Consider the following 12658-nt stretch of genomic DNA (forward strand, 5'->3'; position numbering starts at 1 on the left):
GAGCGCCTTCCGGTCGGTACACGACGCACCCGGCGCTGGAGCCGGAGCAGCGCGGTGGCCTCCTGCGGGCCCGGGTTCGGGGGGGGGGTCCGTCCGGGGCGCGGCCCGGTCTGCGCCGCGTGGAGGACCGCCGCACCGGGCGGCCGGCTCAGCCCGCGGTGTCCGCGGCGGCGGGGCCGCCGTCGTGCCCGGCGAGCTCCGCGGCCAGGACGGCCCGCAGCTCCTCGTAGGTCGGCGCCAGCGCGCGCAGGCCGGCGATCACGGCGGCGTCGTCCTGGACCACCAGCGGGTACTGGATCCCGCCGAGGATCCGGGCCTGCCGGCCCAGCACTTCGGCCGCGTTGCGGAAGCCGATCCCGGCCAGGGCGGTCGAGGCGTCGGACAGCCGGCGGGCACCGGTCCGGACGGAGAACTTCTCCATCACCTGCCGGATGCCCGGGTCCAGGCCCTCGGCCACCTGCTCGGCCAGCCGCTCCAGGCCGGCCGCGGTGCCGAGCGACCCGGGCGGCATCTCGGCGGCGCCGGCGCCCCGGCCGGCCAGCAGCTCCACGGCGCGCGGCAGCGAGGCCCGTACCGCCTCGGCCGCGGTGGTCTCCCGGGCCAGGGTGAAGCCGCCGCGCAGCACGTACGGCTGCTCGACGTAGCCGATCTTCTCCGCCTGCCATGCGGCCAGGAAGGCCGGCACCGGCAGCGTCGCCCAGGGGTGGCCGTGGGGGTCGTGGAAGACCACGGTGTCCCCGTCGACCGCCACCACCAGCACGTAGTGGTCGGCGCCGATCGGCTCGCCGGAGCCGGGCTGCTGGAGCAGCAGGCCCATGTCCAGCGGTCCGGCCAGTGCCGGCCCCTGGGCGACGGCCGCGCGCAGCCGTCGCTCCGCGTCCTCGGGGTCGTCACCGGCGGTGCGGCGGCACTCCCGGCCCAGCAGTCCGATCGCCGCGTCCAGGCCCTGCTCCGGGTCCCAGCCGAAGGGGTCGAAGAACGGCAGCACCCCGTCGATCAGCTGGAAGCCGAACGGTGACCCGGTCAGTACCTCCAGCACCTGCGGACCGGGTGCGTCCGGACCCAGCGCCATGGCGAGCGAGTTGGAGAAGCAGTACGGGCCGGAGCCGATGTAGGCGAACAATGCGACCTCACCTGGAACTTGACAGCACGTTCCCGCTCACCTTAGACCGGCCGGCACCCGCGCCCGACCTCCATCACTCGGCGCGAACCGCACCGCCCCGGCGGAAGGAGTTGATCATGCACGCTTTCATCATGGCCGGCGGCAAGGGCGTCCGGCTGCGGCCCTACGCCACCGCGCTGCCCAAGTCGTCCCCGCCCGCCCGCACCCGCCCGCCCGCCCGCACCCGCCCCGCGCGGGGCGAGTGCGGGCACGGTCATGGAGGGGGCGTTTAGGATCGATTCGTGCCCACACGTCGAAGCAGCGGACCGCTGTACCTCCAGATCGCCCGCCGGATCCAGGGCCGCATCGACGCCGGTCAGTACGCCCCGGACACCCGGCTGCCGAGCGAGAACGAGTTCGCGGCCGAGTTCGGCGCCAACCGTCTGACGATCCGCCAGGCCGTCGCCGAGCTGGCCCGGGCCGGGGCCATCGAGATCCGTCGCGGCGTGGGCACCTTCGTCCGCCGTCCGGTGCTGCGGCACACCGTCGACGTCACGGTGGACCCGGCCAGCGCCAGGATCGACCTGGGCAACCGGAGCAGCGGCCTGCCGCCGACCGCACTGCGCGGCGCGGAGGAGCGGGTGCTCGGGCTCACCGCCGCCCCGACCGGCCCGGCCGATCAGCTCGCCGCCGTCCGACTCGGCTGCGCCGTCGAGGAGTTGACCAGGATCGACGCACTGGCCCGGATCGACCGGCGGCCCTGGGTGGTCAGCAGCTACTGGGTCGCCACCGAACTGCTGGGCGAGGCCGCGGCGGAGCTGTCCGACCCCGGGGCGTCCCGGGACGTGACCGAGGCCGTCACCCGGGCGACCGGCCTCCGGCTGGAGGTCGACTGGCGGGGCTTCTCCGCGGTCGCGGCGGACATCGCGGACGCCGAGCGGCTCGAAGTGCCGGCCGGCACCCCGCTGCTGGTCCGCGAGGGCGTCAACTGCGCCCCGGACGGTCGCCCCGTGCTCTACCTCCGGCGCCGGGCCATCGGCGACGGCACCACCTTCGTCCTCCACTACCGCGACGGCCGGGCCGCGCCCGCGGGCCGCGAGGGCTGAGCGGGCCCGTCCACGGTTCGGCCGGTCTCCGGGGAGCGGGGTACCCACCACCCGTGCTGGTCACGGGTGCGTCTACTCTCGCCGGTCGCGATACTCGGTGGGGCATTGACGTGACTAAGGACCCTGCCGCCGGCTGCCCGCACCCGGGGAGACGGCCCGCGCTCCGCCGAGGCCGTCCCCCCGCGCGACGCCACCGAACGTCAACTCGCGCGGATCGCCCGCCCTCGGCGGAGTCGAACTGACCGCGCCCGAACTCACCCGCGCCATCGACCTGTTGGCCGAAGGAGCCGCCTGGGTGGCCTGGTCAGCGCCGTCGCCCTGAACGCCTCCCCGGCGGTCGTCTCGCTGCCCGCCGAGACGCACGCCGAGCTCTTCCCCGGACCCGGACCTCATCACCGCCACCGTGCTGCCCCCCGCCGGGCGGGCCGTCCGGATCGAGACCACCGAACTCGCCCTGGAGGACGCGGTGAAGGCCCACGAGATCCTCGAAGGTCGCGACTCCACCGGCAAGTTCGTGCTGCGCGTCAAGGCCTGACGCCGCCCCGGCCGGTCTCCCGGGGCAGCCTCCCGGAGCCATCTCCCGGAGCCATCTCTCGGGGCCGCCTCTCGGGGCCGCCTCTCGGGGCCGCCTCCGCCACCGGCGGAGGCGGCCCTTCGCCGTACTGACGGCCCCCCGCCCCTGCCGGCCGGTACTCCGTTCGCCGTGCCCCCGACGGCCACTCCGGGTTACGGTGACCGAACGAAGCGAACCGGTGTGAACCGGCGAGAACCCCGGTAAACCGAATCCGACGAACCGAACCGGAGCGGCCGAATGGACGAGGGCGGGTCGATGGTACGAGTGACGGACGGGCGCAGGCCGCGCCGACTGGCACGGACCGCCCTGCTGTGCGCGGTGGCGGCCGTCGTGGTGCTCGCGTTCGCCGGCCCGCACGGGCTGCTGGTGCTGCTCGCCGAACTCGTCGGGCTGGCGGTGGCCGCCGTCGGCGCCTGGTGGGCGATCACCCGCCGGGCCCTCCCGCGCGTGCTCGGGGTGGTCCTGGCCCTCGGCGCACCGGTCGCCGTCCTGGTGCTCGCCTACCGCGCCGAGGTGCTGCTGCTCACGGTGGTCGCCGTGGCCCTGTGGCTCGCCGCGCTCGCCGTCGCCCGCGCCGCGCTGCGCGCCGCCCGGCCACCGCGGCCGATGCCGGTGCGGGAGACCCCGCCGCCGCGGCAGCCCGTCCTGATCATGAACCCGAAGTCCGGCGGCGGGAAGGTCGAACGCTTCGACCTGGTCCGGCGGGCCGAGGACCTGGGCGCCCGGGTGGTGCTGCTCGACCCCTCCGCGCCGCAGGACGTCGCCGAACTCGCCCGCCGGGCCATCGCCGAGGGCGCCGACCTGCTCGGCGTGGCCGGCGGTGACGGCACCCAGGCCCTGGTCGCGGCCGTCGCCGCCGAACACGGCCTGCCGTTCCTGGTCGTCTCGGCCGGCACCCGCAACCACTTCGCGATGGACCTCGGCCTCGACCGCGACGACCCCGCCACCTGCCTCGATGCGCTGCGCGACGGCGTCGAACTCACCGTCGATTTGGGCCGGGTCGGCGACCGGACCTTCGTCAACACCGTCTCCTTCGGCGCCTATGCGGAGATCGTGCAGCGCCCCCAGTACCGCGACGCCAAGACCGCCACCGCCCTGGACACCCTGCCCGACCTGCTGCTCGGCGACGCCGGCCGCAACCTCACCGCCCGGGCCGACGACCACCGCATCGACGCCCCGCAGGCCCTGCTCATCAGCAACAACCCCTACGCCGCCCCCGACCCGGCCGACCTCGGTCGTCGCCCCCGGCTGGACGCGGGCGTCCTCGGCGTGCTCGGCATCCGCGTGGACGGCGCCGCCCAGGCCGCCGAACTCGCCCTGCTCGGCGAGCGGGCCGGCGGACTGACCCTGCTGGCGGCCCGCCGGGTCACCGTCGACGCCGACGCCCCGGAGATCCCGGTCGCCGTCGACGGCGAGGCCCTGACCCTGCCCACCCCGGTCGTCTGCACCGTGGACCACCGGGCCCTGCGGGTCCGCGTCCCGCGCGAGCGCCCCGGCGCCGACCCGGACCAGCAGGCCCGCTCCCGCCGGCTGGACTGGCGAGACGTCACGCGCCTGGCCCTCTCCCGGGCGGACTCCGCGGCGCCCTCCGCCGGAACCGGTGGCCGCCGGTGACCGCCCCCGTCCTGCGGGACCTCGCCGCGCTCGACGGCGCCGTCTACGCCGCCGTCGCCGCCACCCCCACCCCCACCCTCGACACCGCCCTGCGCACGCTCTCCCGGGCCGCCGACCACTCGAAGATCAACCTCTCCATCGCGGCGGCCCTCGCCCTCGTCCCCGGCCGGTACCGCCGCGCCGGAGCGGCCGGCGCGGCCGCCGTCGCCCTCGCCTCCTTCAGCGCCAACGTCCTCGGCAAGCAGCTCGTCCGCCGCCCCCGCCCGGACCGCGAGGCCGCGCGGGTCGTCGTGGGGCGCCAGGTGCCGATGCCGGTCTCGGCCTCCTTCCCCTCCGGGCACACCGCCTCGGCCTTCGCCCTGGCCACCACCGTCGGCACCCTCCTGCCCGCCACCGCCGTCCCGCTCGGACTCCTCGCCTGCGCCGTCGGCTACTCCCGGGTGCACACCGGCGTTCACTACCCGGGCGACGTCCTGGCCGGCGCCCTGCTGGGCAGTGGCTGCGCGGGAGTCGTGCTCGCGGCGGCCCGGCGGAGTGCCTAGGGTCGATCCGTCACGCCCCCCGGGGAGGACGAACGAATGCCGCACCGCCGCTTGGGAGTTGACGGACCACGGGTCAGCGCGCCATGCCTCGGCGCGACGGCCTTCGGCGCCAGCGTGGACGAGCGGACCGCCACCGCGATCCGCACCGCCTGGACACCGCGGACAACCCCTAAGGCGCGAGCCCCGCGACGTCGATCGCGGCCAGCCGGTCCGGGTCCAGCAGGACGTACGCCCGGCTGATCCTGCCCGCCCGGACGGCCAGGCCCAGCAGCGCGACCGGCCCGCCGTCCCGGGTGAGCAGGGCGCCCGGGGCGCCGTTGACCAGCACCGGGGTGAACGCCGGCCCGCCCTGGCGGAGCGTCACGGCGCGCTCCGCCACCCGCTGGGCGCCGCGGAACACCGCCGTGGCGGCGGGGAGCGGGCGCCCGCCGTCCGCGCGCAGCTCCGCCTCCGGCTCCAGGACGGCCGTCAGCGCCGCCGGGTCGCCGTCCCGCAGGGCCGTACCGAAGGCCTCGACCAGCCGGCGGCGGACGGCCGGGCTGCCGTCGGCATCCGCCTCCCGGGCCCCCTGCGTCCGGCGGCGGGCCCGCTCGGCGAGCTTGCGGGTGTCCGCGGTGGTCCGGTCGAGGGCGGTCGCGATCTGGTCGACGTGCAGACCGAACACGTCGTGCAGCACCAGCGCGACCCGCTCGGCGGGGGCCAGCTCCTCCAGCGCGACCAGCAGCGCGAGCCCGACCGGCCCGCCCGGCGCCGCCGCACCCGCCTGCCCCACCACCACGTCCGGCAGCCGCGCCCCACCCCGTCCTGCCGTCCCCGCGCCGCGCGACTCCAGCCGACTCAGACAGACCCGGGCGGTCACCGTGGTCAGCCACGCCGCGAGGTCCGCCACCTCCTCCGGATTGATCCGCCCGAGCCTGACCCACACCTCCCGCACGGCCTCCCCGGCCTCGGCGTGCGAGCCCAGCAGCGGATACGCGAGGGCCCTCATCCGTGGCCGGAGGTGCTCGAACTGGCCTGGCTGCCGGTCCTGGTCGGGCACGGTCGCACTCCTCGGTCCGCAGCGGGCGTCCCCGGTGACGCCCGGCCGTGGCTGGACCTTACTCGGAGAAGCAGGGTGATCACACGGGGTGTCACCGGTGCAGTCTTCGGGGGCGATCCGACGGTCGGCCGGAGGGGCGGGGCGGCCCTCGTGCTGTCCGGCGATCTCCGCGCGGTGGGCGAACCCGGCGGGCCGCAGCAGACCGGGCGCCCGTGCACCGTCCGGGTGGGCTGACGTCGGCCGTGGGTCAGGGGTGGGGCCAGGCCCACCCCGGGTCGGGGTGCAACTGGATTCTGCCGCCGGCCCGCCGTCCCTAGATTCGATCACGAGCCGCCCGGAGTGGGCGGCCGTGGGGCGGAAGCGGGGAGGGCGTCGTGCGGGACGCGGGGGAGGCGCCGGCGTTGCGGCTGGCCGGGCTGCGGAAGCGGTTCGGGGCGCGGGTGGCCGTGGACGGGGTGGACCTGGTGGTGCCGAGCGGGTCGTTCTACGGGCTGGTCGGGCCGAACGGTGCGGGCAAGACGACCTCGTTGTCGATGGCGGTGGGGCTGTTGCGGCCGGATGCCGGGAGTTCGGCGGTGTTCGGGGTCGATGTGTGGAGCGATCCGGTGCGGGCCAAGGCGCTGGTCGGGGTGCTGCCGGACGGGATGATGCTGCCGGAGCGGCTGAGCGGCCCCGAACTGCTGCACTACCTGGGCCGGTTGCGCGGGCTGCCGGCCGCCACGGTGGACGCCCGGGCCGGGGAACTGCTGGCGGTGCTGGAGCTGGACGGGGCCGGGCACGCCCCGGTGATCGACTACTCCACCGGGATGCGCAAGAAGATCGGGCTGGCGACGGCGCTGCTGCACGCGCCCCGGCTGCTGGTGCTGGACGAGCCCTTCGAGGCGGTCGACCCGGTGTCGGCGGCGACGATCCGCACCATCCTGCGGCGGTTCGTCGCCTCGGGTGGTTCGGTGGTGTTCTCCAGTCATGTGATGCCCCTGGTGGAGCAGTTGTGCGACCACGTCGGGGTGATCGCCGGGGGCCGGGTGCTGGCGGCCGGGCCGGTGGACGAGGTGCGGGCCGGGCGCGGCCTGGAGGACGTCTTCGTGGAGCTGGTCGGCGGCCGTACCGGCGGGGAGGAGGGGCTGTCGTGGCTGGCGTCCTGAATCCGGCGGGTGCGCTGAACCCGGTTGCCGTGCTGACCGGGATGAAGCTGGCCGTGCTGCGCCGGTCGATGTCCGGCCCGCGGGCCGCGAGCCTGATCGCGGGCGGGGTGTGCGGCGCCCTGGTGGCGGTCGGTACGGCGCTGCTGGGCCTGGTGGACTACCCCGTGCCGGAGGCCGGGGTGGGCACGATCGCCCTGGTGCTGCTGGTCTGGACGGTCGGCTGGGCGGTCGGCCCGACCCTCACCGGCGGTGACCCGACGCTGCGGCTGTCGTACTTCGTCCTGGTGCCGCAGCGTCCGCGCCGGATCGCCCTGGGGTTGCTGGCCGCGTCGTTCGTCGGAATCACCCCGGCGGTCAGCCTGGTCGCCTTCGCGGTGCTGGTGGTGTTCGGCGCCGGGCTGGGGCCGTTGCCCGCGTTGGTGGCCGTGCCCGCCATGCTGCTGCAACTGCTGTTCGTGGCGGTGCTGGCCAAGCTGAGCGTGCAGGGCCTGGGCAGGGTGGCCCGCTCGCGGCTGGGCTGGGAGCTGTCGGCGCTGCTGGTGGGCCTGGTCTGCGGATTTCTGAACACCGGCTGGTTCGGCCTGGCCTTCTTCTTCAAGCTGCTGGGCGGTCACTGGGCACCGACGGTCGGGACGGTCGTCCGGGCGCTGCCTTCCGGCTGGTCGGTGGTCGCGGTGGACGCCGCCCGGCGCTCCGACTGGGCCCTGGTCGCCGCCTGCCTGGGCGGACTGCTGGCTCTCTGCGCCGCGCTGTTCGCGGCCTGGACGGCCCTGCTCGCCCGGCAGTTGGTGCGTGGCACGGCGGACGGCACGGCGGGCGGCGGCCGGGCCCCCGCCCGGCGCGGCGCCCGGCTGCGGGGCCTTCCGGACACCCCCGGGGGCGCCGTCCTGGGCAAGGAGCTGCGCCTGTGGGCGCGGGATCCGCGGCGGGCCCGCTTCCTGCGGATCGCCCTGTGGACCGGCCTGTTCACCGGTCTGCTCCCGGTGCTCGGCGGCTTCCCGACCGTACTGCCGTGGACCGGTGTCGTCCTGGCGCTGTACGCCGGGGCACTGGGCTCCAGCCTGTACGGGCTGGACGCGGGCGCGCTCTGGCTGACCCTGGTCGCCCCCGGGGCGGAGCGGATCGACGTCCGGGCTCGGCAGTCGGCCTGGCTGCTGCTGGTCGGCCCGGCCGCGCTGCTGCTCACCGTGGCCGGGACCCTCGCCGTCCCGAACGGCTGGGCCTGGCCGTGGCTGCTGGCCGCCCTGCCGGCCGTGCTCGGCGCCGGGGCGGGCCTGGTGCCGCTGATGTCGCTGCTCGGCCCGGCGCCGTTCCCGGACCGGCCGGGCGGCAACCCGCTGGACGGCTTCAGCGACGAGAGCGGGGACCAGGTCCGGATGCAGAGCCTGGCAGTCCTGCTGCTCCAACTGTTCGCCGCGCTGCCGGCCACCGGCGTGGTGCTGGCCGGGACGCTGCTGCACTGCGCGCCGCTGCGCTGGTCGGGGGCGGTGGCCGGGCCGGGCACCGGGCTGCTGTACGCCTGGTGGCTGGGCCGGGCGGCCCGGCGGCGGCTGGAGACCCGGGGGCCGGAGCTACTGGACGTGATGGGCAAGGGCGTGCGGCGGGTGACGGAGTCGGCGGACCGGTCGCCGGAGGAGCAGGACCGGCTGGACCGGCTGTCCCGCCGGCGGACGGCGGCCGCCGGGCTGCTGGTGACGGTCGGGGTGCTGAGCGCGGCCCCGCAGGGCGGCGTGGCGCTGGCGATGGCGCTGCTCGCACCGGCGAACCGGAGCTGGTTCCTGGCGCTGTACCTGCCGCAGGCGTGGCGGGTGCCGACGGCGTCCGGTTTCATCCTGCTGGGCACGGTCTGCTTCGCCGGGGTGTACCGGCTGATCCGCGCCAAGCACGCGGCGGAGCAGGCCGCCGGGCAGGCCGCCGAGCACGCGGAGGGCACGCCGCACACGACGCCGCAACGGCCAGCTGAGGGAGGCCCGTCGTGAGGCCTCCGGGACGGACCCCCCGACCCGACTGCCATCATGATCGTCGTCCCGCACCCGAGCCGACCGGAGGCCCCGTGAGCACCCCGCAGTCCCGAGGCGCCGAGGCGCTGCGCACCGCCGCCCGGGCGCTCGGGCGCCTGGCCGTCTTCACGCTGCTCGTCCCGGTCGGCGCGGTGCTGGCCGTGCTCTACCTGGTGTCGTTCCTGCTCTGGGGCTGCCTCGGGATGGTCCCGCTGTTCCCGGCGGTGACCCGCGTGGTCCGCTCGCTGGCCGGGGCCGCCCGGTGGGCCGCCGGCCACTGGTCGCAGGTGCCCGTACCGGTGCCGTACGTGCCGCGCCCGGCGCTGGAACGCACCCTGCACGGCTGGTTCTGGACCGGCCACGACTACCACAAGAACCGCTGGTTCGCGGGCTACGCGCTCAAGTTCCGCTGGCTCTGGAACGACCCGGCGACCTGGCGGGACGCCGGCTGGGTGCTCGTCGATCCACTGGTCGGCGGCGGTCTCGCGGCCGGGCCGGTGCTGCTGTCCGGCTACGGCCTGTACGGGTTGGCGCAGCCGATGTTGCCCGAACCCGGCCTCGGCTACGGCTTGTTGCCGCTGCCCGGGCTGCTCGGCCCGCTCATCGGCCTGCCGCTGGTGGCGGCCGGTCTCGCCCTCGCCGGGCCCACGCTGCACCTGCACGGCCGGTGGACCCGCTCCCTGCTCGGCCCCACCGAGAAGTCCCGGCTGGCCCAGCGGGTGGAGCAGCTCACCGAGATCCGGCTGGACGCCACCGAGGCCCAGGCCGCCGAACTGCGCCGGATCGAACGGGACCTGCACGACGGCGCCCAGGCCCGGCTGGTCGCGGTCAGCCTGCGGCTCGGCGCGGTGGTGCCGCTGATCGACCGCGACCCGGAGAAGGCCAAGCAGGTGGTGACGGACGCGCAGGAGAACGTCACCCAGGCCCTCCAGGAGCTGCGCGACCTGGTGCGCGGCATCCACCCGCCGGTGCTCGCCGAACGCGGCCTGGTGGAGGGCATCCGGGCGCTGGCGTTGGACGTGCCGCTGCAGGTGGAGGTCCGGGCCGAACTGCCGGGCCGGGCCGAGGCGCCGGTGGAGTCGGCGGTGTACTTCGTGGTCAGCGAGGCGCTCACCAACGCGGTGAAGCACGGCGACGCCCGGCACGCCACGGTGGAACTCAGCCACGCCGCCGGGCTGCTGCGCGCCGAGGTGGCCGACGACGGCCGGGGCGGCGCGGACCCGGCCGGGGGCAGTGGCCTGCGGGGCATCCAGCGCAGGCTGGCGGTGTTCGACGGTACGCTCACGCTGACCAGCCCCCCGGGGGGCCCGACCAGGCTGATCATGGAGCTGCCGTGCGTGTTGTCCTCGCCGAGGACCTCGTCCTGCTGAGGGACGGACTGGAACTCCTGCTGAGCGCCCACGGGCACGACATCGTCGCCGCCGTGGAGAGCGGTCCGGAACTGGCCGCCGCCCTCGCCGAGCACCGGCCGGACATCGCGGTGGTGGACGTCCGGCTGCCGCCGACGTACTCCGACGAGGGGCTGCAGGTCGCGCTGGCCGCCCGCCGGGAGCAGCCCGGCCTGCCGGTGCTGGTGCTCTCCCAGCACGTCGAGCAGCTCTACGCCCGGGAGCTGATCGCCGATGGTGCGGGCGGCGTCGGCTACCTGCTCAAGGACCGGGTCTCCAAGGCGGACCAGTTCGTGGACGCCGTGCACACCGTCGCGGCCGGCGGCACCGTCATGGACCCCCAGGTCATCACCCGGCTGCTCGCCCGCAACGCCTACGACGAACCGCTCGCCATGCTCACCCCGCGCGAGCGGGACGTCCTCGCGATGATGGCCGAGGGCCGCTCCAACGCGGCGATCGCCCAGCGGCTGCACTTCAGCGAGGGCGCGGTCAGCAAGCACACCTCCAGCATCTTCGCCAAGCTGGCCCTGGGCGCCTCGGACGACGACAACCGCCGGGTCCTGGCGGTGCTGGCCTACCTGGACGGGACGCGCCCCGCGTAGGAAGTCGGACCGGCCGACTTCCCGTACGAAGCCGCCCCCGCTTCCCGCCCCCACTTCCCGGCTCCGGGCCAGCAGCGGGCTCGGGTGGTGGAAGGACTCGGCGGCAGGCCCCTTCGCGCGGTGGTGGCCGCCGACCGGGTGACACGGGTTTGACCGCCGCGCGACCACGGAACGACTTCCCGCCGTACCGGCAGCGGCGCGGCCCCGGCCCGTGCCCGAACCCGAGGGGTGGCATGGCGACCGCAGGTTCCCAGGAGGCTCCCCGGAAGGCGAGGGCGCTCACCCTCGCCCGGCGGCCCAAGCTCTGGCTCTTCCCCGGCGTGCTGTGCTCCCTGGTGGCCGTGCTGCTCTCGCTGCTCTACCTGGGCGGCATCGTCAACCCGATGGGGCACCTGCACCGGCTGCCGATCGCCCTGGTCAACGCCGACCAGGCCCCGCCGCCGGCGGGCCAGCCGGTCAACCTCGGCACCCAGCTGACCCGCGCGGTGATCGCGGGCACCCCCGGCGACACCGTCCACTGGAGGCAGGCCGACGAGGCCGGTGCCCGCGACCTGCTCGCCTCCGGCAAGGTCTACGGCGCGCTGCTGGTCCCCGCCGACTTCACCGCGAGCGTCACCCGGCTCGCCACCGGCGGAGCCACCGGGCGGCCCACCCTCACCGTCCTCACCAACCCCGGACTGGGCAGCCTCGGCTCCTCGATCGCCGCCCAGATCGCCCAGAACGCCGCCCACCAGGCCTCGGTCGCGGCCGGGAAGCAGCTGCTGGCCGCCGTACCGGCCGCCGGCACCAAGGGCCCGGACACCGGTGCCACCGCCCGGCTGCTGCTCGCCGACCCGTTCGCCGTCACCACCCAGGTCGGCCACCCGATCGGCAGCCACAGCGGACTCGGCCTGAGCGCCTTCTACTACGCCCTGCTCGCCGTCCTGACCGGCTTCATCGGCGGCAACATCATCCACAACGGCGTCGACGGCGCACTCGGCTACAGCGACAGCGAGATCGGCCCCTGGCACACCCGGCGCCCGACCGTCCCGATCAGCCGCACCCAGACCCTGCTGCTCAAGATGGTGATGACCGCCGGGATCATGCTGGTCACCACCTCCCTGGTGCTGCTCTGTACGGCCGGCGTGCTCGGCATGGACGCCCCGCACCCGGCGCTGCTGTGGGTGTTCGCCTACTGCGCCAGCCTGGCCGTCGGCCTCGGGGTGCAGGCGATCAACGCCGCGTTCGGCGGGATCGGGCAGCTGGTGTCCATGTTCGTGTTCATCGCGCTGGCCCTGCCGTCCTCCGGGGCGACCGTCCCGCTGCAGGCGGTGCCCGGCTTCTACCGCTTCCTCGGCGTCTTCGAGCCGATGCGGCAGCTCAGCGACGGCATCCGGGCGATCCTCTTCTTCGACGCGCGCTCGGACGCCGGACTGGCCCGCGGCTGGACCATGATCGCCGTGGGGGTGGTGCTCGCCCTGGCCTTCGGCTTCGGGATGACCCGCTACTACGACCGCAAGGGCCTGCACCGCTGGACGCCCCAGCCCTCCGACTAGGGTCTGTTCGG

At 75.7% G+C, this 12658-nt stretch carries 12 protein-coding genes; 10 read left to right on the forward strand and 2 right to left on the reverse strand.

Features of this window, described 5'->3' with window-relative positions:
- Nucleotides 1-148: 148 nt before the first annotated feature.
- Nucleotides 149-1123 (reverse strand): hypothetical protein, encoded by a 975-nt coding sequence (locus ACZ7BZ_RS30300; RefSeq protein ID WP_470361107.1) that lies wholly within the window; start codon nucleotides 1121-1123, stop codon nucleotides 149-151.
- Nucleotides 1124-1239: 116 nt separating this feature from the next.
- Here ACZ7BZ_RS30300 and ACZ7BZ_RS30305 point away from each other — a divergent pair, with 116 nt between their 5' ends.
- From ACZ7BZ_RS30305 to ACZ7BZ_RS30325, 5 genes are all read left to right on the forward strand, one after another.
- On the forward strand, nucleotides 1240-1395 hold the full coding sequence (locus ACZ7BZ_RS30305; protein ID WP_470361108.1) for a hypothetical protein: 156 nt from the start codon (nucleotides 1240-1242) through the stop codon (nucleotides 1393-1395).
- 9 nt (nucleotides 1396-1404) lie between these two features.
- Nucleotides 1405-2208, forward strand: coding sequence for a GntR family transcriptional regulator (locus ACZ7BZ_RS30310; protein ID WP_470361109.1), 804 nt, complete (start codon nucleotides 1405-1407; stop codon nucleotides 2206-2208).
- 403 nt (nucleotides 2209-2611) lie between these two features.
- Nucleotides 2612-2743, forward strand: a complete 132-nt coding sequence (locus tag ACZ7BZ_RS30315) for a hypothetical protein (RefSeq protein ID WP_470361110.1) — start codon at nucleotides 2612-2614, stop codon at nucleotides 2741-2743.
- Between the two features lie 294 nt (nucleotides 2744-3037).
- Nucleotides 3038-4396, forward strand: coding sequence for a diacylglycerol/lipid kinase family protein (locus tag ACZ7BZ_RS30320; protein ID WP_470361111.1), 1359 nt, complete (start codon nucleotides 3038-3040; stop codon nucleotides 4394-4396).
- Complete coding sequence (locus tag ACZ7BZ_RS30325) at nucleotides 4318-4938, forward strand: phosphatase PAP2 family protein (RefSeq protein ID WP_470361133.1); 621 nt, start codon at nucleotides 4318-4320, stop codon at nucleotides 4936-4938. The genes ACZ7BZ_RS30320 and ACZ7BZ_RS30325 overlap by 79 nt, the downstream gene beginning before the upstream one ends.
- Before the next feature lie 169 nt (nucleotides 4939-5107).
- On the opposite strand, the gene ACZ7BZ_RS30330 is transcribed toward ACZ7BZ_RS30325, so the two are convergent.
- The gene (locus ACZ7BZ_RS30330; RefSeq protein WP_470361112.1) at nucleotides 5108-5977 is read right to left on the reverse strand and encodes a sigma factor-like helix-turn-helix DNA-binding protein; all 870 of its coding nucleotides are present in this window, start codon (nucleotides 5975-5977) and stop codon (nucleotides 5108-5110) included.
- Between the two features lie 374 nt (nucleotides 5978-6351).
- Between ACZ7BZ_RS30330 and ACZ7BZ_RS30335 the strand changes: the two genes are divergently transcribed.
- From ACZ7BZ_RS30335 to ACZ7BZ_RS30355, 5 genes are all read left to right on the forward strand, one after another.
- Nucleotides 6352-7122: an ABC transporter ATP-binding protein gene (locus ACZ7BZ_RS30335; protein ID WP_470361113.1), complete on the forward strand. Its 771-nt coding sequence runs from the start codon at nucleotides 6352-6354 to the stop codon at nucleotides 7120-7122.
- Entirely contained in the window at nucleotides 7107-9101 is a 1995-nt protein-coding gene (locus ACZ7BZ_RS30340; RefSeq protein ID WP_470361114.1) for a hypothetical protein, read from the forward strand. The genes ACZ7BZ_RS30335 and ACZ7BZ_RS30340 overlap by 16 nt, the downstream gene beginning before the upstream one ends.
- Nucleotides 9102-9175: 74 nt before the next feature.
- The gene (locus ACZ7BZ_RS30345; protein WP_470361115.1) at nucleotides 9176-10492 is read left to right on the forward strand and encodes a sensor histidine kinase; all 1317 of its coding nucleotides are present in this window, start codon (nucleotides 9176-9178) and stop codon (nucleotides 10490-10492) included.
- Nucleotides 10456-11112: a response regulator gene (locus ACZ7BZ_RS30350; RefSeq protein WP_380461950.1), complete on the forward strand. Its 657-nt coding sequence runs from the start codon at nucleotides 10456-10458 to the stop codon at nucleotides 11110-11112. Before ACZ7BZ_RS30345 ends, ACZ7BZ_RS30350 begins: the two co-directional genes overlap by 37 nt.
- A gap of 233 nt (nucleotides 11113-11345) precedes the next feature.
- Entirely contained in the window at nucleotides 11346-12647 is a 1302-nt protein-coding gene (locus ACZ7BZ_RS30355) for a YhgE/Pip domain-containing protein (RefSeq protein ID WP_470361116.1), read from the forward strand.
- The last annotated feature ends 11 nt before the right edge of the window (nucleotides 12648-12658 follow it).

It is taken from the genome of Kitasatospora sp. NPDC036934, from assembly GCF_055608425.1.

Excerpts from the sequence above, each read along its gene's own strand:
- ACZ7BZ_RS30305 (WP_470361108.1), top strand. The coding sequence starts at position 1,240 with ATGCACGCTTTCATCATGGCCGGCGGCAAGGGCGTCCGGCTGCGGCCC.
- ACZ7BZ_RS30320 (WP_470361111.1), top strand. The coding sequence starts at position 3,038 with ATGGTACGAGTGACGGACGGGCGCAGGCCGCGCCGACTGGCACGGACC.
- ACZ7BZ_RS30355 (WP_470361116.1), top strand. The coding sequence starts at position 11,346 with ATGGCGACCGCAGGTTCCCAGGAGGCTCCCCGGAAGGCGAGGGCGCTC.